The following is a 21,369-nucleotide window of genomic DNA, read 5'->3' on the forward strand; positions in this document are numbered from 1 at the left end:
AAGGGGGCATGCAGAAGGGAGAAACCTGACGAATTGTAAGGTATTGGGGAGATCGAGAAAACCCGCGCAGCTCGTGCGGCGGGCGGACAGGGCGCTGAAAACGCCGCGGCGGGCGTGTCTCGGCGCCCGGACGGCACGCGCGAAATGCGCGTCGCCCGGGGCAGGGGCAGCGCGCCGAAGGCGCTGCCGCGAGGGTTCAGAACGTGACGGCGATCCCGGCCATGCCGACGAACTGGCCGTGCGTCGTCGATGGCGTGAGCTGCTGCGAATCGCCGACGATCGGTGCCGCGTCGATCACGTGGCCGGCGCCTTGCGCACCGAGCGTCTGCCCGCTCGAATGCGTGTACGCCTGCAGCGCATAGAGCGTCGTGCGCTTCGACAGGCTGTACGACTCCTTCAGCGAATACTGCTGGTAGCGGGCCGCACTGTTGATGCCGTTCGCCTTCGACGCGAGCGTGTATGCGAACGCGCCGGCTACCGAGAACGTCGGTGTAAAGCGGTACGCGGCGAGCGCGCCGTAGGTGTTGAACGCGGCTGCGTCGGTGAACGCGGAGCCGTTGCCGGGCAGGTACTTCACGTTCGAATAGTTGAGACCCATCGTCAGGTTGCCGAGCGTATAGTTGCCGGCCGCCGCGACCTGCTCGACGGCCTTCGCGGTCAGGTAGCCCTGGTTCAGCACGGACACCGCGAAGCTGCCCGACGCGGCGGTCGCCGGATTCAGGAAGCCGGCCGACGAGCCCGAGCTGTTGATGCGCAGGTAGCCGGCCGCGACGCCGATCGGCCCGTTCGCATAACGCAGCGCGGCGCTGAACGTGTTGCCCTTGCCGGTCGCGCCGGCAATGCCGCCGAATGCGTACATCGCGCTTGCGGTCAGCCCGGCGAAGGTCGGCGACGTATAGGTGACCGAGTTGTTCACGCGGATCGTCGTGTCGAGGCCGTCGATATCGCCCGGATTCGCGCCCGTCGCGCCGGTCAGCCAGCTGCTCGACGCGTACGGGCCGACGAACAGGAAGTAGGGCGTGTACTGGCGGCCGGCCGTCATCGTGCCGTAGCGATCGTTGCGCAGGCCGACGAACGCCTGGCGGTTGAAGATCGTGCCGGCAGCGGCCTGCGCGCCGGTGTTCAGGTTGAAGCCGGACTGCAGGTCGAAGATCGCATGCGTGCCGCCGCCGAGATCCTCGTCGCCGCGCAGCCCGAACTTCGACGCATACAGGTTGCCGTCGCGCATGTAGAGGTTCGAGTGCCCCTGCTGGTTGTTCACGTATGCGAGCGAATCGTCGACGACGCCGTACAGCGTCACGCTGCTCTGCGCGTGGGCGGCGGTCGTGCCGAGCGACGCGGCCGATAAAATCAGGATGACATAGCGGTTGACGGGTGCTTCCATTGTCGATCTCCAGATCTCTTCATCTTTTCAAGGTGGACGGGAGGCTCGGTCGCCTCCTCTGTGGCGGGCGGCGGGCCGCGCGAACGGCCTGCCTGGCGTGGCTTGCGCGGTTCAGCGATCGAATGCGATGCCGATGCGGCGCCATGCGCCGTCCGGCGCATCCTGCTCGACGCGCGCGCCGCGCACGGCGACCGGGCCTTGCAGCGACGCGGGCAGCAGGATCTCGACGCGATCGGCCGGGCGCGCCTGGCGGCCGTCCCAGCGCACCGATACACCGAGCGCGCCCGACGCCTCGCGGCCGGTTTCGACGCGCCACAGCCCGTATTCGCCGTCGCGCCATGCTTCCGTCTCGCCGTCGTCCTCGACGCATTCGCCGTACGCGACGCCGTCCTCGACGCGCGGCGCGACGAGGAAGCCGCGCGTGTCGGCACGCGCGCCGAAATGCTGTTCCGCGACGTTCAGCGGCAGCATGCGACCCTCGCGCAGCAGCATCACCGGCGTGTCGAACGGCGCGGGCAGCGTCACGTTCGCGCCGCCGTCGAACGACCGCGCGCTCGTGCAGCAGATCCAGCGTGCGCCCGACGGCAGGTAGACCGCGCGCTCCGTCAGGCCGGGATCGACGACCGGCGCGACGAGCAGCGCGTCGCCGAGCATCATGTCGTCACATTCGTCGTAGCAGCGCGCATCGCCAGGGAAATCGGCGAAGGTCGGCCGCAGCACGGGCTCGTAGCGCGTCGTCGACAGCCACAGCAGGTGATAGAGGTAGGGCAGCAGCCGGTAGCGCTGCTTGATCAGCGACGCGATCTGCGCAGTGATTTCCGGATACATCCACGGTTCGTTGACGGTGCCGTCGTCGTTCCACGAGTGGATGCTGAAGCGCGGCATGAAGATGCCGAACTGCACCCAGCGCAGCAGCAGTTCGGGCGACGGCGCGGGCCCGGAGAAGCCGCCGATGTCGTGACCGATGTTCGACACGCCCGACAGCGCGAGCCCGAGGCCCATCTTCAGGTTGTAGCGCAAGGTTTCCCACGACGTGTAGTTGTCGCCGGACCAGGTCTGCACATAGCGCTGCATGCCGGCGCCGCCGGAGCGCGACACGAGGAACGGCCGCTGCGCCGGCGCATGCGCGCGCTGCGCTTCGCGCGACGCGCGCATCATCAGCATCGTCTGCAGCACCTTCGCCTCGCGCGCGGGAAACGGCTGGCCGAAGCCGTGCGCGATCGCGTCGGGCGACCAGATCTCGTACTCGTTGTTGTCGTTCCAGGTCGACTCGATCCCGTATTCGAGCAGCGCCGACGTGACCTGCTCGCGCCACCAGCGGTACGCATCCGGCTGCGTGAAGTCGAGATACGCGCCGACCTCGTCCCAGAACTGCACCCATGCCGGCTCGCCGGACGCCGAGCGGATCAGCAGCCCGCGCCTTGCTGCGTCTTCGAATGCGGGATGGTCGCGCAGCAGGCACGGCTTGATGTTCGCGCACAGGCGGATGCCGTGGTCGCGGTAGTGCTTCACGAAGCCCTTCGCGTCGGGAAACTTGTCGCGGTTCCAGTTGAACACGTAGCGCTTCGCGCCGATCGACGTATAGCCCGACGACAGGTGGAACGAATCGCACAGGATGTCGTGCGTATCGCACTGCTCGACGAACTGGTTCATCTGCTGCTGCGCGTCCGGCGCATCGGTGTAGCTCATCGTCGAGCCCGAATAGCCGAGCCCCCATTTCGGTGTGCGTGCGGGGCGCCCCGTGAGCCACGTGAAGCGTCGCGCCGCCGCGAGCGGCGTGTCGGGCGATGCGATGAAGTAGTAGTCGAGATCGCCATGTTCGGCGACGAAATAGCGGTACGGGCCGTGATAGTTGTCGAGCTCTCGGCCCAGGTCGAACGAGCAGTCCGACAGCGTGTCGTAGAACAGCCCGAACCCCTGGCAGGCATCGGGCGACCACGTGATGGCGAACGGGATGTGCTTGTACAGCGGGTCGGTGTGCTTCGCGCTGTAGCCCATTGCATCGATGTTGCGCATCTCGAAGCGCGCGCCGGTGCGGTCGAGGTTGCCCGCGCGTTCGCCGAGGCCGAACACCTTGTCGCCGCGCTCGCGGGCGACGTAGTGATACGCACGATCGTCCCACCAGCCGAAGTTGTACGCCTGCGTCGCGCGGTCGGCGAGCGCGACGCGCCACGCGCCGTCCGCGCCGCGCATCGACCATGTGCACCGGCCGCCTTGCCGGCGCACCGCGAGCCGGATCTGCGCGGTTTCGATGCACACGCCGTCGTCGTCTTCGACGAGCGTATAGGCGGGCAGTGCGAAGCCGTCGAGGTCGAGGCGGTCGCGCCCGTCGAGCGGCACGTCGTCGAGGCCCGGCGCGATCGACCACGTGCGCGGGTTGCGCGGCGTTGCGTCGGGCAGCACGCGTACCCGCACGATGTCGTCCTCGAGCACGAAGATCTCGAGCGTCGCGCCGGTGTCGGACGCGAGCAGCACACGGTTCGCGTGCTGGCTTGCAACGTGGAACACGGGCGGATGAAGAAGCGAAGTCATGAATGCGATTCCTGGTAAGGGCGAGGATCAGGCGTGCCGTGCGAGCAGGCGTTCCTGCTTCGACTGCCCGCGGATCAGCACCGCGAGCAGCGTGACGCCGATGAGGTCGAACAGGCCGAGGCACGCGAACAGCGGCGCATAGCCGATCTTGTCGGCGAGCGCGCCGACGAGCAGCGAGAAACCGAGCCCGCCGATCCACGCGGCCATCCCGGCGAAGCCGCTCGCGGTGCCGACTTCTTCGGAATCGAACACGTCGGCCGACAGCGTGTTGACGAGCGCGGAGATCATCTGGTGCGCGAAGCCGCCGACGCAGAACAGCGCGATGGCCGTGTACGGCGACGACACCAGCCCGATCAGCGCGGGCCCGAGCATCAGCACCGCGCCGAGCGCGACGCCGGCGACGCGCGACCACACGAGCGGGAGCTTGAACCGCTTCGCGAGATACGGCGACAGGTAGCCGCCCGCGATGCCGCCAAGGTCGGCCGCGAGAAACGGCATCCACGCGAAGATCGCGATCTGCTTGAGTTCCATGTGGCGCTCGGTCGCGAGATACAGCGGGATCCAGAAGCTGAAGGTCTGCCACGCGGGTTCGGCGAAGAAGCGCGGCAGCGCGATCGCCCAGAAGCGCCGCGCGGTGACGACGTCGCGTATGCGGCGCTTCGACACGGGCGGCATCGTCGCCTGGCCGTCGCGGATCAGCGTGCGCTCCTGCGGCGTGATGCGCGGATGGTCGGCCGGCGACCGGTACTGCGTGTACCAGAGTGCGGCCCACACGAAGCCGAGCGCGCCGGTGGCCATGAATGCGGCCTGCCAGCCGAACCGCATCGACAGGAACACGACGAGCGGCGGCGCGATCGCGGCGCCGAGCGACGTGCCCGCGTTGAAGTAGCCGACCGCGACGGATTTCTCGCGATCGGGAAACCATTCGGCGACGGCCTTCATCCCCGACGGAATCGCGGCGGCCTCGAACAGGCCGAGCAAGCCGCGCAGGATGCCGAGCGACAGCCAGCCCGACGCGAAGCCATGCGCGACGCCGACCACCGACCACAGCACCGCGAACAGCGCGAACCCGAGCCGCAGCCCGATCAGGTCGACGACGAAGCCGCACACCGGCTGCATGATCGTGTAACCGATCTGGAACGCACCGACGATGTACGAATACTGCTGCGTCGAGATCGAAAAGACCTGCTTCAGCTCGGGGGCGAGCACCGCGAGGGAATTCCGTGCGAGGTAGTTGAGAATCGTGCCGAGACATACGAGCACGATGATCCACCAGCGCAACGCCTTGACTGTCTTCACTGCTGTCTCCTGTCGGGGAGGGCCGGCGCGTGGCGTCGGCCCGATCCAAGACGACCCTCCGTTCGGGATGGCCTGTTTTCGCTTTATTCGTACGATGTCAGATCTTGAGGGGCGCCAATTCTCCCGCTTTGACTCGGAATGATGGCGTTCAAGCGAAAATTTTTCCGTCGTTGAAGGTCAACGTCATCGGACGACTGATCATTTTCGAACATCCTATGTTCGAATTCGAATCCGGTCAACGTGAAATTGCATTCGAACGAACTTGCTCGGGGTTTTCCCGACGGGAGAGGGCAAGCCGACCCGTGGCGACGCTCGGCGATCACGTGCCACAGGCCCGTGCGGCGCGGCTGTGCGAGCGTCGGTCGATCGCAGGGGGCGGGATGGGGCGTGACAACCCCGATGAAAATTTATTTCTTTTCGGAATTTGAGTTGTGTAAATTCATTTTCATCATCCTTGCAACTACCCTTCGCATGACGCCTCTCGTTCCGCACGACGTCAGTCACGACGAACCCGCGATCGCCGCGCGGATCGCGTCGGCGATGCCGTTGCTGACGCCGATCCACCGGCGCATGGGCGAGTTCGTGCTCGCGAATCCGTTCCGCGCGGCGACGATGCGCATCGACGAACTCGCGCAGGCCGTGAACGCGTCGATCGCGACCGCGAACCGCTTCGCGAAGGCGCTCGGTTTCGACGGCTATCCGGCGATGCGCGCGGCGCTCGTGCGCGGCTTCGAGGCGACGCTCGGGCCGGTCGAGCGGCTGCGTTCCGCGCAGGAGCAGGAGCCCGGCGTACGCGGTGCTGCCTGGATCGACGCGGTGTTCGACCAGGCCGTCGCGAACATCGAGAACACGCGCGCGCAACTGGATGCGGCCGATGTCGAAGCCGCGGTCGAGGCGATCGTCGGCGCGCGGCGCGTGCTGATCCTCGGCGCGGGGTCGAGCGCGTTTCTCGCCGGGCTGATTGAGCACGGGCTGTCCGTCTGCCACGACAACGTGCAGTCGCTCGCGCTGCTCGGCGGCCCGTCGCATGCGGCGCGGCGCCTCTATACGGCCGACTCGCGCGATCTCGTGATCGCGCTTGCGTTTCCACGCTATGTGAAAGACACGATCGAACTCGCCCGCCGCGCGGCGGCGCGCGGTGCGCGCGTACTGGGTATCTCCGACGGCCCGCAATCGCCGCTTGCGCCGATCGCGTCGCTGAACCTGTACGTCAAGGCCGAGCGGCGTTTCGCGGCCACGTCGGAAGCGGCCGTGCTCGCGATGATCGAGGCGCTGATCGACGCGGTCGCGCTGCGCACGCACCGGTCCGCGAAATCCGCGGCCGAGATGACCGAATTCCTGCTGCCGTGGCTCGTGCAGCCGCAAGCGGCGCTGCCGGCCGCGAACCCTTCTTCTCACCGTCCGAAAAAAACATGACTTCACCCGCGATCGTTGCGATTCACGGCGGCGCAGGCACGATCCTGCGCGAGGCGATGGATTCCGACACCGAACGTCAGTACCGTGCCGAACTGACCGCGATCCTGACGGCCGCGCAGCAAGTGCTGGCCGATGGCGGCAGCGCGCTCGACGCCGTCACCGTCGCGGTGCGGATGCTCGAGGACTGTCCGCTGTTCAACGCCGGGCGCGGCGCCGTCTATACGGCCGAAGGCAAGCACGAGCTCGACGCGGCGGTCATGGACGGCGCGACGCTCGGCGCCGGCGCGATCTGCTGTGCGACGCGCGTGCGCAATCCGGTGCTTGCCGCGCGGCGCGTGATGGAAGCCAGCGAGCACGTGCTGTTCGCGGGTGAGGGCGCCGATGCGTTCGCGGCCGCGCAGGGGCTCGAACTCGCGGAACCGGGCTATTTCCGCACCGAGGCGCGTTACGCGCAGTGGGTCAAGGCGCGCGCAGCGGCCGGTGTGATGCTCGACCACGACGCGGCGTCGTTCGCATTCGGCGCTTCGCAATCGCAGCAGCAGCAACAGCAACCGGCCGAACCGCTCGATCCGGACCGCAAGCACGGCACGGTCGGCGCGGTCGCGTGCGACCGTTACGGCCACATCGCGGCGGCGACGTCGACGGGCGGCATCACGAACAAGCAGCCGGGGCGTGTCGGCGATTCGCCGATCATCGGCGCGGGCTGCTATGCGGACGACGCAACGTGTGCAGTGTCGTCGACGGGCACCGGCGAGATGTTCATCCGGCTCGCGACCGCGCATGACGTGGCCGCGCAGATCGCGTATCGCGGCGCGTCGCTCGCCGACGCCGCGCACGACGTCGTGATGAACAAGCTGCCGCGCCTGGCGGGCCGCGGCGGGATCATCGCGGTCGACGCGCACGGCAACGTCGCGATGCCGTTCAACACCGAAGGGATGTACCGCGGCTACGCGCGCGTCGGTGAAGCGCCGGTGGTCGGCATCTATCGCGACGACGACACGGCCTGACACCGGCCCGCACGAGGAGGAAACCCACGATGACTTCGAGCCGTAACCCGTCCGGCCTGGTGCTGCCCGAGCAGCGCGTGGTGGCCGTCGACGACCTGTCGGTCACGTTCCGCCGCGAAGGCGCGACGTTCGACGCGGTGCGCAACGTGTCGTTTCACGTCGATCGCGGCGAGACGCTCGCGATCGTCGGCGAATCGGGCTCGGGCAAGTCGGTCACGTCGCTCGCGCTGATGCGGCTCGTCGAGCACGGCGGCGGCGCGATCACGAGCGGCCGGATCGCGTTCCGCCGGCGTGGCGGCGCGCTCGTCGATCTTGCGCAGGCGAGCGGCGCGACGATGCGCGGCATTCGCGGCGCGGATATCGCGATGATCTTCCAGGAGCCGATGACGTCGCTGAACCCGGTGTTCACGGTCGGCGACCAGATCAGCGAGGCGATCGCGCTGCATCAGTCGAAAAGCGCGACGGAAGCGCGCGCGGAAACGCTGCGGCTGCTCGAGCTCGTGCGCATTCCGGAGGCACGCCGCGTGTTCGCGCGCTATCCGCACCAGTTGTCGGGCGGGATGCGGCAGCGCGTGATGATCGCGATGGCGCTGTCGTGCCGGCCCTCGCTGCTGATCGCCGACGAGCCGACGACCGCGCTCGACGTGACGATCCAGGCGCAGATTCTGCAACTCGTGCGCGGGCTGCAGGACGAAATGAACATGGGCGTGATCTTCATCACGCACGACATGGGCGTGGTGGCCGAAGTGGCCGACCGCGTGCTCGTGATGTATCGCGGCGAGAAGGTCGAGGAGGGCGAGTCGGACCGCATCTTCGCGGCACCGGAGCATCGCTACACGCGTGCGCTGCTCGCGGCCGTGCCGACGCTCGGTTCGATGCAGGGCACCGATGCGCCCGAGAAATTCCCGCTGCTGAAGGTGGACGGCGCCAACGCGGCAGCAACGGCGCCGTCGCCCGCCCCGGCGGCGAACGACGCTGCGCAGGCGCGCGTCGATCAGTCCGCGCCGCCGATCCTGCGCGTGCGCGATCTCGTGACGCGCTTTCCGGTGAAGAGCGGCGTGTTCGGCCGCGTGTCGCAGTACGTGCATGCGGTCGAGCGCGTGAGCTTCGAGCTGCGCGCGGGCGAGACGCTCGCGCTCGTCGGCGAATCGGGCTGCGGCAAGTCCACCACCGGCCGCTCGCTGTTGCGCCTCGTCGAATCGCAAAGCGGCTCGATCGAATTCGACGGCCGAGACATCAGCGCGCTGAAGGGTTCGGACCTGCAGGCGCTGCGGCGCAACATCCAGTTCATCTTCCAGGACCCGTTCGCGTCGCTGAACCCGCGCCTGACCGTCGGCTTCTCGATCATGGAGCCGCTGCTCGTGCACGGCGTCGCGAGCGGCAGCGAAGCGCAGGCGCGCGTCGACTGGCTGCTCGACAAGGTCGGCCTGCCGCCGGAAGCCGCGCGCCGCTATCCGCACGAATTCTCGGGCGGCCAGCGCCAGCGGATCGCGATCGCGCGTGCGCTCGCGCTGAACCCGAAGGTCGTGATCGCCGACGAGTCGGTGTCGGCGCTCGACGTGTCGGTGCAGGCGCAGATCGTCAACCTGATGCTCGACCTGCAGCGCGAGCTTGGCGTCGCGTACCTGTTCATCTCGCACGACATGGCGGTGGTCGAGCGCGTCAGCCATCGCGTCGCGGTGATGTATCTCGGCCAGATCGTCGAGATCGGCCCGCGCCGCGCGGTATTCGAGGCGCCGCAGCATCCGTACACGAAGAAGCTGATGAGCGCGGTGCCGGTGGCCGACCCCGCGCGCCGGCATGCGCCGCGCCAGCTTGCGGCGGACGAGATTCCGAGCCCGATCCGCGCGGTCGGCGACGAGCCGGTCGTCGCGCCGCTCGTCGCGGTCGGCCCCGATCATTACGTCGCGACGCATCGCGTCGGCGGCGCGTATTGAATGCGCGGGAGGTTGCATATGGACCGAAGCTGCGCACGAGCAAGGCAACGGCGTCTCTTTCCCGAAAGGGGGCAGTCACGCCGCGATTTCCACCACGCGTTACCGAATCATCCACAGGAGCCCAACAAGATGAACAAGCCGTATTCGTTCCCGATGTTCCGTCCGCGCGCGCTGTTCGCCGCGGGGGCCGGCGCGCTCGCGTTGTCGGTCGCGGTGCCCGCGTTCGCGCAGCAGAACGTCGTGGTCGCCGTGTACTCGACGTTTACGACGATGGACCCGTACGACGCGAACGATACGGTGTCGCAGGCTGTCGTCAAGTCGTTCTACGAAGGCCTGTTCGGTTTCGACCGGAACATGAAGCTCGTCAACGTGCTCGCGACCAGCTATGCGGCGTCGCCGGACGCGAAGGTCTACACGGTCAAACTGCGCCAGGGCGTGAAATTCCACGACGGCACCGACTTCAATGCCGCCGCGGTGAAGGCGAATTTCGACCGCGTGACCGATCCGGCGAACAAGCTGAAGCGGTACGGCCTGTTCCGGGTGATCGAGAAGACCGAGGTGGTCGATCCGGGCACCGTGCGGTTCACGTTGCGCGAGCCGTTCTCGGCGTTCATCAACACGCTCGCGCACCCGTCCGCGGTGATGATTTCGCCGGCCGCGCTGAAGAAGTGGGGGCGCGACGTGTCGCTGCATCCGGTCGGCACCGGGCCGTTCGAGTTCGTCGAATGGAAGCAGACCGACGACATGAAGGTGAAGAAATTCGCCGGTTACTGGAAGAAGGGGTATCCGAAGATCGACGCGATCGACTGGAAGCCGGTGGTCGACAACAACACGCGCGCCGCGCTGATCAAGACCGGCGAGGCCGATTTCGCGTTCACGATTCCGTTCGAGCAGGCGAGCGATCTGAAGAGCAATCCGAAGGTGGACCTGATCGAGGCGTCGTCGATCATCCAGCGCTACATTTCGCTGAACACGCGGCAAAAGCCGTTCGATAACCCGAAGGTGCGCGAAGCGCTGAATTACGCGGTCAACAAGGATGCGCTCGCGAAGGTCGTGTTCGCCGGTTACGCGACACCGCAGACGGGGGTGGCGCCGACGGGCGTCGAATACGCAACGAAACTCGGGCCCTGGCCGTATGACCCGGCGAAGGCACGTGCGCTGCTGAAGGAGGCCGGCTATCCGAACGGCTTCGAATCGACGCTCTGGTCCGCCTACAATCACACGACGGCGCAGAAGGTGATCCAGTTCGTCCAGCAGCAGCTCGCGCAGGTCGGCGTGAAGGTGCAGGTACAGGCGCTCGAGGCCGGCGAGCGGGTCGCTCGGGTGGAGAGCGCCCAGGATGCGGCGAAGGCGCCGGTGCGGATGTACTACAGCGGCTGGTCGGCGTCGACCGGCGAGGCGAACTGGGCCCTGTCGCCGCTGCTTGCTTCGGAGTCGGCGCCGCCGAAGCTGTACAACACGGCGTACTACAAGAACGGTCTGGTCGACGACGATCTCGCGCAGGCACTCGCCACGACCGATCGCACGAAGAAGGCCACCCTCTACGCCGATGCGCAGAAGCAGATCTGGGCCGACGCGCCGTGGATCTTCCTCGTGCAGGAGAAGATCGTCTACGCACGCAGCAAGCGCCTGCAGGGCATGTACGTGATGCCGGACGGTTCGTTCAACTTCGACGAAATCTCGCTGAAATGACGGCGGTTCGCCCGCCACGCGGCGCCGGCGGCGCAATCCGCCGGCGCGTTGACCCGATCGGTGCCCCATGCTGAATTTTCTCGTCAAACGCCTGTTCGGCCTGCTGCCCACGCTCGCGATCGTCGCGGTGCTGGTGTTCCTGTTCGTGCACCTGCTGCCCGGCGACCCGGCGCGGCTCGCGGCCGGCCCCGAAGCCGACGATACGACGGTCGCGCTCGTGCGTGCCGATCTCGGGCTCGACAAGCCGATGCCGACCCAGTTCGCGAACTTCTTCGTGAAGATCGCGCACGGCGATTTCGGCATCTCGACGCGCAGCAAGCGGCCGGTGTCGACCGAGATCGGCGAGCGTTTCATGCCGACGCTGCTGCTCACGCTCGTCAGCATGGTGTGGGCGACGGCGTTCGGGATGGCGATCGGGATCGCGTCGGCCGTGTGGCGCAATCGCTGGCCTGACCGACTCGGGATGACACTCGCGGTGTCGGGCATCTCGTTTCCGGCATTCGCGCTCGGCATGCTGCTGATGGAGATCTTCTCTGTGAAGCTCGGCTGGCTGCCGGTCGTGCCGGACGGCACGTGGAAGAGCTACGTGTTGCCGTCGCTGACGCTCGGCGCCGCGGTCGCGGCCGTGATGGCGCGCTTCACGCGCGCGTCGTTCGTCGAGGTGCTGAACGAGGACTTCGTGCGCACCGCGCGCGCGAAGGGCGTGCATGAGCCGATGGTCGTGCTCAAGCATTGCCTGCGCAACGCGATGATCCCGGTCGTCACGATGATGGGGCTGCAGTTCGGCTTCCTGCTCGGCGGCTCGATCGTCGTCGAGGCCGTGTTCAACTGGCCGGGGCTCGGGCGCCTGCTGGTCGATGCGGTGACGATGCGCGACTATCCCGTGATCCAGGCGATCGTCCTGCTGTTCTCGCTCGAATTCATCCTGATCAACCTGACCGTCGACGTGCTGTACGCGGTCATCAACCCGACCATCCGGTTCAAGTGAGGCCAGCATGAACGCGACTGTCCAGCCCGCGGCGCCGGCCGCATCGAACGCGATCCGCACGCCGTGGCGCGAATTCTGGCGCAAGTTCCGCAAGCAGACCGTCGCGCTCGTCGCGGGCGGCTTCGTGCTGGCGCTCGTCGTGCTCGCGTTCGTCGGCCCGCACATCGTGCCGTTCGATCCGGAGAACTATTTCGACTACGACGCGCTGAACGCGGGGCCGTCGGCCGTGCACTGGTTCGGCGTCGATTCGCTCGGCCGCGACATCTTCAGCCGGATCGTCACCGGCACGCGCATCTCGCTCGCGGCCGGCTTCTTCTCGGTCGCGCTCGGCGCCGTGATCGGCACGTTCTTCGGGCTGCTCGCCGGCTATTACGAAGGCTGGTGGGACCGCATCACGATGCGCGTGGCCGACGTGCTGTTCGCGTTCCCGGGCATCCTGCTCGCGATCGGCGTGGTCGCGATCCTCGGCAACGGGATGGTCAACGTGATCTGCGCGGTCGCGATCTTCAGCATCCCGGCGTTCGCGCGGCTCGGGCGCGGCAACACGCTGATGCTCAAGCACATGACCTACGTCGAGGCTGCACGCAGCATCGGTGCGTCCGACTGGACGATCATCGTGCGGCACATCCTGCCGGGTACCGTGTCGTCGGTCGTCGTCTACTTCACGATGCGGATCGGCACGTCGATCATCACCGCCGCGAGCCTGTCGTTCCTCGGGCTCGGCGCGCAGCCGCCGACGCCGGAGTGGGGCGCGATGCTCAACGAGGCGCGCGCGGACATGGTGACGGCGCCGCACATCGCGGTGTTCCCGAGCCTTGCGATCTTCCTGACCGTGCTCGCGTTCAACCTGCTCGGCGACGGGCTGCGCGACGCGCTCGATCCGAAGCTGGAGCGCCGCTGATGCGCATGGCACCGATGTGGACGGCGACGCTGCCGGCCGGGCCGCGCGGCACGATCGCCGACGTGCCGGGCGTGACGGTCGGCCATTGCACGCTCGATGCCGGCAACGTGCAGACGGGCGTGACGGTCGTGAAGCCGCATCCGGGCGACGTGTACCGCGGCAAGGTGCCGGCGGGGGCGGCCGTGATCAACGGGTTCGGCAAGAGCGTCGGGCTCGTGCAGATCGACGAGCTCGGCACGCTCGATACACCGATCGCGCTGACCAATACGTTCGGCGTCGGCGCGGTCGCGCAGGCGCAGATCCGCGCGGCGATCTCGGCGAATCCGCAGGTCGGCCGCGACTGGTCGACCGTCAACCCGCTCGTGTTCGAGTGCAACGACGGCTATCTGAACGATATCCAGGCGTTCGCGGTCACCGCCGCGCATTACGACGACGCGTGCCGCGCGGCGTCGCGCGACGTCTTACGCGGCGCGGTGGGGGCCGGGCGCGGGATGTCGTGCTTCGACCTGAAAGGCGGGATCGGTTCGGCATCGCGCGTCGCCGTCGCGGCCGGCCGGCCCTATACGGTCGGCGCGCTCGTGCTCGCGAACTTCGGCCGGTTGCCGATGCTGACGCTCGGCGGCGTGCCCGTCGGGCGCATCGTCGTGCAACGGCGTTGCGCGTTGCGCAACGCATGTGCGGGCGACGCCGCGCAGGCGGCGCCACCGGAGCAGGGCTCGATCATCCTGGTGCTGGCCACCGATGCGCCGCTCGACGCGCGGCAACTGTCGCGGCTCGCGCGACGCGCGGGCGCGGGGCTGGCCCGCACGGGCTCGGTCTACGGGCACGGCAGCGGCGACATCGCGCTCGCATTCTCCACCGCATACACGATCGCGCACGACGCCTCGACGATCGCGCTGCCGGCCCTCGTCGCCGATGCGGCGCTCGATCCGCTGTTCATGGCTGCGGCCGAAAGCGTCGAGCATGCAATCGCCGATGCGTTGCTGCAGGCCGTGACGGTGGCCGGGCGCGACGGCCACGTGCGGCAATCGCTGCGCGATACGGTGCCCGATCTCGATCGGTTATTCAACGAAGGCAACGAAGGACGTTCGACCCATTCATGAAGATTCTGATCTCGACCGACATCGAGGGTGTCGCCGGCGTGTTCGCCGTCGAGCAGACGCGTGCCGGCAATCCGGAATACGAACGCGCGCGCCGCTGGATGACCGCCGAGGCGAACGCGGCGATCGAAGGCGCGTTCATGGGCGGCGCGCAGGCCGTGTGGGTCAACGATTCGCATGGCGGTTTCCGCAACCTGCTGCCCGACGGGCTCGATGCGCGTGCGCGCGTCGTGCTCGGCAAGCCGCGCATGCTCGGGATGATGTCGGGCCTCGAACAGCGGCCCGACCTCGTGTTCATGATCGGCTATCACGCGAAATCGCAGACCCGCGGCGTGCTCGCGCACACGATCAACAGCTTCGCGTTCACGCAGGTGTGGCTGAACGGCGTCGAGCTCGGCGAAGCCGGGCTGTACGGCGCGCTGGCACGTGAATATGGCGCGCACGTCGCGCTGGCCACGGGCGACGACGTGTTCGCCGAGGAAACCCGGCCGCTGTTTCCGGATGCGCATTTCGAGACGGTCAAGACGGCCGGCGGCGCATCGAGCGGCGATACGCTCACGCCCGCCGCGTCGTGTGCGCGGATCGCAGCCGCTGCGCGCGAAACGGTTGCGCAGGCACTGTCGGCAGGCGTGCGTGCCGGCGCCCATCGGCCCGCGCCCGCCGCGTGCACGCTGCGCGTGCAGACGGTCGCGCTGGCCGACCTGTTCTGCGTGCTGCCGTCGCTGGAGCGCGTCGATGCGGTGACGCTGCGCTTCGACGGGCCTTCGGTCGAGCATGTGGTGCGCACGCTGAACAGTTTGTCGGCGATGTCGTTCATGCTGCGGTGATGCGCGTGACCGCCATGCCGCTTGCGCGCCGCGCGTCGTCAGTGGTTGCCGGCGAGGCCCGCCGTCGCGGCGAGCAGGAACGTTTCCATCGCCGCGACCAGCGCGAGCGGCGTCTCGTTCATCGGATAGTGGCCCGCATTGCGCAGCACGTCGACGGTGGCGAGCGGATAGCGCCGCAGATAGGTGCAGGACATCAGCGCCGCGTCGAACGCCGGATCGTGCTCGCCGATCAGCACTTTCACCGGATGGATGCCGGCGATCTCGTCGCTGAAATCCGTATCGGCCCACGCGCGGAAGTACGCGCCGAACGCAGACGGCGACGAACGGGCTGCCGAATACGCGGCTTTCCACTCGATCCAGGCGGCGGGCAGCCGGCCGCCGGTGCTGCGATCGATGATGGTCCGGCGATCGGCGACGTGGCCGGCGGCGCGTTCGAATAGCGCGCGTTTCTCGACGTCGAATGGCAGGCCGCCGCATGGCACGGGCGTGATCGGCACCAGCGCGCGCACGCGCTCAGGCGCCGTGACGGCGAGTTTCTCTGCCGCCATCGCGCCCATCGAGTGGCCGACGACGCTGAAGGTCGCGAAATCGAGCGCGTTGGCCAGCGCGAGGGCGTCGGCGGCGATCTCGTCGATCGTGTAGTCGCCCGCTGCGTCGCGCATGCGGCCGTAACCTCGATAGTCCATGAATACATAGCTGAAGTGTTCACGCGACAGCCATGCTTCGACCGGTTCGAACGCGTGGGCGTCGCCGAACCAGCCGGGCAGTACAAGAACAGGGTGGGGGCCGTCCCCCACGCGATGAAACGTATTCGGCATGTCCGCTCCGATGCAGTGGTAATCCGGCCGATCAGGCCGACGGGTCTTGCGGCCGCCAGGTCGCGCAAGGGTGGAGCGGATCGTAGATCGCGCGAAGGAGACCCGCCTTCGATATCGGGTCATTGATGATGGAATTCGGGCCGTGAGAAATACGCTGCTAGATCCCTACGAAAACATTCCCCGGAACGTCGTCGTGACCGCGAACGACTATGCGGCGGGCACGACGTTTCCGGAGCACGCGCACGGGCGCGGGCAATTCGCGTTCGCGTCGCGCGGCACGATCAGCGTATCGACGCCGCACGGGCGCTGGCTGGTGCCGCCGCAGCGCGCGTGCTGGGTGCCGGCCGGCGTGCGGCACGAAATGACGATGACCGGGCCGGTCACGATGCTCAACACGTTCGTGTCCGGCGACGCCGCGCTGGAGGCGGGCCTGCCCGAGCAGTGCGGTGTCTATGGCGTATCGGCGCTGCTGCGGCAACTGATCGACGATGCGGTTGACCTGCCGGCCCTGTACGACGTCGACGGGCGCGCGGGCAAGTTGATGGCGCTACTGGTCGCGGAAATCGCGACGATGCCGCGCCTGTCGCTGCATGCGCCGCTGCCGGCCGACGCACGGCTGGCGAAGGTGTGCCGGCACCTGCTCGCGTCGCCGTCGATCGCGGCCGATCTCGACCGGGTGGCCGCCGACGCAGGCGTGAGCCGCCGCACGTTCACGCGGCAGTTTCGTGCGCAGACGGGCGTGAGTTTCGCCGCATGGCGCCAGCAGGTGTGCATGCTGGCGGCGATCGCGCGCCTGAGCGACGGGCAGCCGGTGACGCGCGTCGCGCTCGATCTCGGGTATGCGAGTGCAAGTGCGTTCACGTCGGCGTTTCGCCGCATTCTGGGCGACACGCCGAGCCGCTATCTGGAGATTCGGCGCTAACCGGAAGGCATCGGTGCGCGCCACGTGCGGGTGCAGGGTGCCGCAAAAAAATACGCGTCTGCCAACTTCGGTCAGACGCGCTTAAAGGCACTCGGTCAGAAAAACTGCGCGCGCAGCCTGCAGGGCGGTGTCGCGCATTACATGCGTAATTGTTGCTTGTTGCGATTCAATCGCGTCGGCACGTTGCGGATAACGAAGAATACGCCGCATAACGCGCAAACGATATCCTGCCGGACCGACAAGTGATGTGCTGTCGCAGCAGGCGTTTCAATCGCGGGTTCGATTCAGGGGGCGCAAGCGTGTGACAGCGGGCATCGGCACTCGTGTCCCGGCGCGATGCGCCGCAGCATCGAATGCTGCGACAGCGCATGAAAAACGCCGCGTGGCGCGATGCCTGTTGGTATCGCGCCACGCGGCGCTGCAGTAGCGGGCGAAGCCGGCGTGCGCCCGCATGCGCGTCACACGTCGAAGAACACGGTTTCGTCCGGCCCCTGCATGCGGATGTCGAAGCGGTAGACGACCGGGCGGCCCGGCTGCGCGTCGCGTTTCGCGACGAGCGTCGCGCGGCGCTCGGCCGGCACCGCGTTCAGCACGGGGTCGGCTGCGTTCGCGGCGGCTTCGTCGTCGAAGTACACGCGCGTGAACGCATGGGTGAGGATCCCGCGCATCATCACGGTCACGTTGATGTGCGGCGCTTCGTCGGCGGCGATGCGGCCCGGCTTCACCGTCTCGACGACGAAACGCTGCTGCGCATCGGTGCCGGTGCCGACCCGCGCGAAACCCGTGAAGCCGGATTTCGCGATGTCGTCGCGCGACGCGGGGTAGCGGCCCGCGCCGTCCACCTGCGTGAATTCGAGCACCGCGTCGCCGACGACGTTGCCGTCGCCGTCGAACACCTGGCCGACCAGCAGCACGTGCTCGCCTTCGGCGTGTGCCGCGGCGATCGTCGGCGTGAACAGGCTCTTCAGGTCGTAATCGTATTGTTGCGGGCACAGGCCGTATGCGAAGTACGGGCCGACCGTCTGCGAAGGGGTTTGCTTCAGCGTCGTCATGGTTCAGCGCTCCATCGGGGTAGCGTCGCGGCCGCGCAGCACGATGTCGAATTCGTAGCCGAGCGCATAGCCTTCTTCGGTGATGTCCATCGAGAAGCGCGAGATCAGGCGATCGCGCGCGGCCTCGGGCGTGCCCTGGAAGATCGGGTCGTACGCGAGCAGCGGGTCGCCGGGGAAGTACATCTGCGTGACGAGACGCGAGCCGAAGTAATCGCCGAACAGCGAGAAATGGATGTGATTCGGGCGCCACGCGTTCGGATGGTTGCCCCACGGATACGCGCCGGGCTTGATCGTCAGGAAGCGGTAGCGGCCTTCGTCGTCGGTCAGGCAGCGGCCCGCGCCGAGGAAGTTCGGGTCGAGCGGCGCGTCGTGCTGGTCGACCTTGTGCACGTAGCGGCCGGCCGCGTTCGCCTGCCACACCTCGACGAGCGTGTTGCGCACGGGCTTGCCGCCTTCGTCGAGCACGCGGCCCGTGACGACCATGCGCTCGCCGAGCGGCTCGCCGTTCTTCACGGCGTTCTTCGTCAGGTCATGGTCGAGTGCGCCGAGATCTTCGGCGCCATAGACGGGGGCGTACTGGTCGCGCAGCTTCTCTTTCAGCGGGATCAGCGGGCGGGTCGGGCCGCGCTTCACCGACGAACGGTACTCGGGGTGGACATAGGCCGGATGCGACGGCCAGTCGCGCGGCGTGAGGATCGTGGGGGAATCCATCGGGCGTCTCCTGATAGGTATTTCGCGAAGTTGGATGGCACGACTTTAGCCAATCCGGAAAGTTATGCAAAATGACCTTTTTTCGCGAATCGCATAACCGTTCGTTATGTTCTGCGCGCCCATGAAAATTCCGCCGGACAGGATGCCTGTCCGGCGGAAAAAGCGATCGGGCTTCGCGTCGTCGGTGACGACCCCGTGCACGGCCCTCCAGCCAGCCCGTCGCTGCTTTTGTGTGTTTTCGTTCTTGTTGTTATCCGGTCTCCCTGAGCGCCTGTTATGACTGACGGCCGGGATCGAACACGATCCCGTCGAATTCGAGTGACAGCGTGCCGCTGCGCAGCAATGCGGCCGGCGTCGCGGCCCGGTCGGCGCCGATCACGTCGCTCACGTAGTCCGCGCAGAACCCGCGCCGCGTCCGCAGGTTGAAGCGGTTGCCGAGCAGCGCGTCGATCCGCCGTTCCGCGGTTGCATGCGCTTGGCGCTGCGCATCGGCGGTCGGTGCCGCGATGCGGCGTGCCAGTGCGATGCGTCCGCCGTCGGTACGGGCGACGAAGCGCGACAGCGGCGTGAGCTTCGTCCACGCAAACGCGGATTCGGCGATCACAGGCTCGTCGCCCGACGTATCGACGACGATGCCGAAGCGATTGGCCCACGCACCCGTCGTGCCTGCTGCGTCGCGCGGCGCGTGCGCCGGCACGCCGATGAACACGAGATCCCCGACGTGCGCGCTGGCGGCCAGCGTGCGGACCGTGGCGAGCGGCATCGTGCGATCCGTGTCGCGGGCATCGCGCGGGGCGGCGTGGTGCGATTCGTAGGCAGCGGTTTCGGTTCGGGTGGTCATTTCGGCTCCGTCGTTCGGTGACAGCACGGAGCGGATTATGCAGACAAGTATCCAAAAGTGTTCATATGCGTGCTCAGGTAGCCTAATATCTGACCTGGAGCATCATTTTTCGATACCAAAATGACCGAAACCGCCCAACTCATCGACATGCTGAAGCGCCAGTTGAAGGCGCAGGGCATGACCTACCGCGACGTCGCGCGTGCGCTCGACGTCTCCGAGACCAGCGTGAAGCGGCTGTTCGCCAGCGGCCGCTTTACGCTGGAGCGTGTCGTGGAGATCGCCCAGCTGCTCGGCTACACGCTGGCCGAGCTCGTGCAGGAGGCTTCCGCATCGGCGCCGAGGCTGCGCGTGTTGACCGAGCAGCAGGAGGCGCTGCTCGTGTCGGACGACAAACTGCTGCTCGTTGCGGTCTGCGCGATCAACTACTGGACCGTGCAGGACATCGTGTCGACCTATCAGGTGACGAAGGCCGAATGCGTGAAATCCCTGCTGATGCTCGACCGGATGAACGTCGTCGCGCTGTTGCCGGGCGACCGGATTCGCGTGCGCGTCGCGCGCGACTTCGACTGGCTGCCGGGCGGGCCGATCCGCCGTTATTTCCATGCGCACGCGCTCGGCGATTTCCTCGACAGCCGCTTCGACGGGGAAGGCGAGACGATGACGTTCTCGCAGGGGATGCTGACCGAGGCTGCCTCCGCGGAACTCGAGCTGGAGTTGCGCCGGCTGCGCAGCAAGGCGGCCGCGCTGCATGCGGAATCGTCGTCCGCACCGCTCGCGCAGAAGCGCGGGACCAGCTTGCTGATCGCGAAGCGGATGTGGGAGCCGGCCGGTTTCCAGGCACTGCGGCGTCACGCATGACGCATACGTCGAGTGCTTGGGGCTATCCGGAAAGTTATGCAAAATGGCATTTCATCATCAAACGCATAACCACCCGTTATGAATAACCGTATCGCCGACGGCCGTGTCAAGTTCCGGCACCTGCAGTGCTTTCTCGCGGTCGCGCAGCTGGGCGGCGTGCAGAAGGCGGCCGAAAGCCTGTCGATCACGCAGCCGGCCGTCTCGAAGACGATCGCCGAACTGGAGGCGATCCTCGGCGTGAAGCTGTTCGAGCGCGGCCGGCAGGGCGCGCAGCCGACCCGCGAGGCGCAGTTGTTCATGCCGCATGCGAACGCGTGCGTGCTGGCGCTGCGGCAGGGCGTCGGGCTGCTCGCGCGGGAGGGCGGGGCCGCCGCGGCGACGCTCGAAATCGGCATGCTGCCGACTGTCGCGGCATCGCTCGCGCCCGCGTTGATGAAGGCACTCGCCGCGCGCTGGCCGCGCGTCGTCGTGCGGATCGCGACGGCCGCGAACGCCGAGCTGCTCGAGCGCCTGAAGTCCGGCGCGATCGAATGCGCGATCGGGCGGCTGTCGGAGCCGGAGCGGATGATCGGGCTCGCGTTCGAGCAGTTGTACAACGAGCCGCTCGTCGCCGTCGTGCGCGCCGGGCATCCGCTACTGTCGAGCGCGGCGCCGGCGGCCGAGCTCGCGCGCTATCCGGTCGTGCTGCCGCCGTTCGGCACGCTGATCCGCCAGTCGGCCGAGCAACTGCTCGGCGCCTGCGGTGCGCCGCCGCTGGATTCGTTCATCGAGGTGCTGTCGGTATCGGTCGCGCGCGCGCTGGCGCTCGAGAACGATGCGGTCTGGTTCGTGCCGCTCTATGCGGCCGAATACGACCTGTCGGCCGGGGCGCTGGCGCGCCTGCCGCTGCCGTCGGCGGGCACCGACGAGCCGGTCGGGCTCGTGCTGCGCACCGATGCGCAGCCGTCGCCGGTCGCGCGGACGCTGATCGACGCGGTGCGCGACATCGCGCGGTCGCGGTTCGGCGAGACGCGCGCACGCGGAACGTCACGCGCGGCGCGCAAGCCGGCTCGTCGCGGCGATTGAACTATCGGGCCGCATCGCA

At 67.6% G+C, this 21,369-nt stretch carries 18 protein-coding genes; 11 read left to right on the plus strand and 7 right to left on the minus strand.

The genetic code is table 11. The features are described 5' to 3' along the window. Positions 1-196: 196 nt before the first annotated feature. The 3 genes from G3N64_RS06215 to G3N64_RS06225 form a co-directional block, all read right to left on the minus strand. Positions 197-1,384 carry a porin gene (locus tag G3N64_RS06215; protein WP_205782846.1) on the minus strand — a complete coding sequence of 396 codons (1,188 nt, stop codon included), beginning with the start codon at positions 1,382-1,384 and terminating at the stop codon, positions 197-199. 111 nt (positions 1,385-1,495) lie between these two features. Beyond that, a complete protein-coding gene (locus G3N64_RS06220) occupies positions 1,496-3,916 on the minus strand; it encodes a glycoside hydrolase family 31 protein (RefSeq protein WP_205782847.1) in 2,421 nt (806 codons plus the stop codon). A gap of 27 nt (positions 3,917-3,943) precedes the next feature. Beyond that, complete coding sequence (locus G3N64_RS06225; protein ID WP_205782848.1) at positions 3,944-5,215, minus strand: MFS transporter; 1,272 nt, start codon at positions 5,213-5,215, stop codon at positions 3,944-3,946. A 471-nt stretch (positions 5,216-5,686) separates the two neighbouring features. Between G3N64_RS06225 and G3N64_RS06230 the strand changes: the two genes are divergently transcribed. The 8 genes from G3N64_RS06230 to G3N64_RS06265 all read left to right on the plus strand — a co-directional run bounded on the left by G3N64_RS06230 (position 5,687) and on the right by G3N64_RS06265 (position 15,083). Further along, a complete protein-coding gene (locus G3N64_RS06230) occupies positions 5,687-6,631 on the plus strand; it encodes a MurR/RpiR family transcriptional regulator (protein WP_205782849.1) in 945 nt (314 codons plus the stop codon). Beyond that, positions 6,628-7,638: an isoaspartyl peptidase/L-asparaginase gene (locus tag G3N64_RS06235; RefSeq protein WP_205782850.1), complete on the plus strand. Its 1,011-nt coding sequence runs from the start codon at positions 6,628-6,630 to the stop codon at positions 7,636-7,638. The genes G3N64_RS06230 and G3N64_RS06235 overlap by 4 nt, the downstream gene beginning before the upstream one ends. A 29-nt stretch (positions 7,639-7,667) precedes the next feature. Then, positions 7,668-9,575 carry a dipeptide ABC transporter ATP-binding protein gene (locus G3N64_RS06240; RefSeq protein WP_205782851.1) on the plus strand — a complete coding sequence of 636 codons (1,908 nt, stop codon included), beginning with the start codon at positions 7,668-7,670 and terminating at the stop codon, positions 9,573-9,575. Positions 9,576-9,704: 129 nt separating this feature from the next. After that, positions 9,705-11,267, plus strand: coding sequence for a glutathione ABC transporter substrate-binding protein GsiB (gsiB, locus tag G3N64_RS06245; RefSeq protein WP_205782852.1), 1,563 nt, complete (start codon positions 9,705-9,707; stop codon positions 11,265-11,267). A gap of 67 nt (positions 11,268-11,334) precedes the next feature. Continuing rightward, entirely contained in the window at positions 11,335-12,255 is a 921-nt protein-coding gene (gsiC, locus tag G3N64_RS06250; protein ID WP_205782853.1) for a glutathione ABC transporter permease GsiC, read from the plus strand. Positions 12,256-12,262: 7 nt separating this feature from the next. Further along, entirely contained in the window at positions 12,263-13,156 is an 894-nt protein-coding gene (gsiD, locus tag G3N64_RS06255) for a glutathione ABC transporter permease GsiD (protein ID WP_205782854.1), read from the plus strand. Further along, a complete protein-coding gene (locus G3N64_RS06260; RefSeq protein WP_205782855.1) occupies positions 13,156-14,259 on the plus strand; it encodes a P1 family peptidase in 1,104 nt (367 codons plus the stop codon). Before gsiD ends, G3N64_RS06260 begins: the two co-directional genes overlap by 1 nt. Beyond that, a complete protein-coding gene (locus tag G3N64_RS06265) occupies positions 14,256-15,083 on the plus strand; it encodes a M55 family metallopeptidase (RefSeq protein WP_205782856.1) in 828 nt (275 codons plus the stop codon). Before G3N64_RS06260 ends, G3N64_RS06265 begins: the two co-directional genes overlap by 4 nt. Before the next feature lie 38 nt (positions 15,084-15,121). On the opposite strand, the gene G3N64_RS06270 is transcribed toward G3N64_RS06265, so the two are convergent. Further along, the gene (locus G3N64_RS06270; RefSeq protein WP_205782857.1) at positions 15,122-15,901 is read right to left on the minus strand and encodes an alpha/beta hydrolase; all 780 of its coding nucleotides are present in this window, start codon (positions 15,899-15,901) and stop codon (positions 15,122-15,124) included. Between the two features lie 142 nt (positions 15,902-16,043). Here G3N64_RS06270 and G3N64_RS06275 point away from each other — a divergent pair, with 142 nt between their 5' ends. Then, positions 16,044-16,823 (plus strand): helix-turn-helix transcriptional regulator, encoded by a 780-nt coding sequence (locus G3N64_RS06275; protein WP_205782858.1) that lies wholly within the window; start codon positions 16,044-16,046, stop codon positions 16,821-16,823. Positions 16,824-17,281: 458 nt separating this feature from the next. Here G3N64_RS06275 and pcaG read toward each other — a convergent pair whose 3' ends face one another. From pcaG to G3N64_RS06290, 3 genes are all read right to left on the minus strand, one after another. Beyond that, positions 17,282-17,875 carry a protocatechuate 3,4-dioxygenase subunit alpha gene (pcaG, locus tag G3N64_RS06280; protein WP_085037803.1) on the minus strand — a complete coding sequence of 198 codons (594 nt, stop codon included), beginning with the start codon at positions 17,873-17,875 and terminating at the stop codon, positions 17,282-17,284. A 3-nt stretch (positions 17,876-17,878) separates the two neighbouring features. Beyond that, on the minus strand, positions 17,879-18,586 hold the full coding sequence (gene pcaH / locus G3N64_RS06285; protein ID WP_006489685.1) for a protocatechuate 3,4-dioxygenase subunit beta: 708 nt from the start codon (positions 18,584-18,586) through the stop codon (positions 17,879-17,881). A 274-nt stretch (positions 18,587-18,860) separates the two neighbouring features. Further along, positions 18,861-19,427 carry a YiiX/YebB-like N1pC/P60 family cysteine hydrolase gene (locus G3N64_RS06290; protein ID WP_205782859.1) on the minus strand — a complete coding sequence of 189 codons (567 nt, stop codon included), beginning with the start codon at positions 19,425-19,427 and terminating at the stop codon, positions 18,861-18,863. Positions 19,428-19,547: 120 nt separating this feature from the next. Between G3N64_RS06290 and G3N64_RS06295 the strand changes: the two genes are divergently transcribed. Together G3N64_RS06295 and pcaQ are read left to right on the plus strand one after the other, a co-directional pair. Beyond that, positions 19,548-20,285, plus strand: coding sequence for a helix-turn-helix transcriptional regulator (locus G3N64_RS06295; RefSeq protein WP_205782860.1), 738 nt, complete (start codon positions 19,548-19,550; stop codon positions 20,283-20,285). Positions 20,286-20,363: 78 nt separating this feature from the next. Next, positions 20,364-21,350, plus strand: coding sequence for a pca operon transcription factor PcaQ (gene pcaQ, locus G3N64_RS06300; RefSeq protein ID WP_205782861.1), 987 nt, complete (start codon positions 20,364-20,366; stop codon positions 21,348-21,350). The last annotated feature ends 19 nt before the right edge of the window (positions 21,351-21,369 follow it).

Origin of the sequence: Burkholderia sp. Ac-20344 (genome assembly GCF_017104975.1) — a bacterium.
GTDB lineage: Bacteria > Pseudomonadota > Gammaproteobacteria > Burkholderiales > Burkholderiaceae > Burkholderia.

Excerpts from the sequence above, each read along its gene's own strand:
- G3N64_RS06215 (WP_205782846.1), bottom strand. The coding sequence starts at position 1,384 with ATGGAAGCACCCGTCAACCGCTATGTCATCCTGATTTTATCGGCCGCG.
- G3N64_RS06220 (WP_205782847.1), bottom strand. The coding sequence starts at position 3,916 with ATGACTTCGCTTCTTCATCCGCCCGTGTTCCACGTTGCAAGCCAGCAC.
- G3N64_RS06230 (WP_205782849.1), top strand. The coding sequence starts at position 5,687 with ATGACGCCTCTCGTTCCGCACGACGTCAGTCACGACGAACCCGCGATC.
- G3N64_RS06235 (WP_205782850.1), top strand. The coding sequence starts at position 6,628 with ATGACTTCACCCGCGATCGTTGCGATTCACGGCGGCGCAGGCACGATC.
- G3N64_RS06240 (WP_205782851.1), top strand. The coding sequence starts at position 7,668 with ATGACTTCGAGCCGTAACCCGTCCGGCCTGGTGCTGCCCGAGCAGCGC.
- gsiB (WP_205782852.1), top strand. The coding sequence starts at position 9,705 with ATGAACAAGCCGTATTCGTTCCCGATGTTCCGTCCGCGCGCGCTGTTC.
- gsiC (WP_205782853.1), top strand. The coding sequence starts at position 11,335 with ATGCTGAATTTTCTCGTCAAACGCCTGTTCGGCCTGCTGCCCACGCTC.
- gsiD (WP_205782854.1), top strand. The coding sequence starts at position 12,263 with ATGAACGCGACTGTCCAGCCCGCGGCGCCGGCCGCATCGAACGCGATC.
- G3N64_RS06260 (WP_205782855.1), top strand. The coding sequence starts at position 13,156 with ATGCGCATGGCACCGATGTGGACGGCGACGCTGCCGGCCGGGCCGCGC.
- G3N64_RS06265 (WP_205782856.1), top strand. The coding sequence starts at position 14,256 with ATGAAGATTCTGATCTCGACCGACATCGAGGGTGTCGCCGGCGTGTTC.
- G3N64_RS06270 (WP_205782857.1), bottom strand. The coding sequence starts at position 15,901 with ATGCCGAATACGTTTCATCGCGTGGGGGACGGCCCCCACCCTGTTCTT.
- pcaG (WP_085037803.1), bottom strand. The coding sequence starts at position 17,875 with ATGACGACGCTGAAGCAAACCCCTTCGCAGACGGTCGGCCCGTACTTC.
- pcaH (WP_006489685.1), bottom strand. The coding sequence starts at position 18,586 with ATGGATTCCCCCACGATCCTCACGCCGCGCGACTGGCCGTCGCATCCG.
- G3N64_RS06290 (WP_205782859.1), bottom strand. The coding sequence starts at position 19,427 with ATGACCACCCGAACCGAAACCGCTGCCTACGAATCGCACCACGCCGCC.
- G3N64_RS06295 (WP_205782860.1), top strand. The coding sequence starts at position 19,548 with ATGACCGAAACCGCCCAACTCATCGACATGCTGAAGCGCCAGTTGAAG.
- pcaQ (WP_205782861.1), top strand. The coding sequence starts at position 20,364 with ATGAATAACCGTATCGCCGACGGCCGTGTCAAGTTCCGGCACCTGCAG.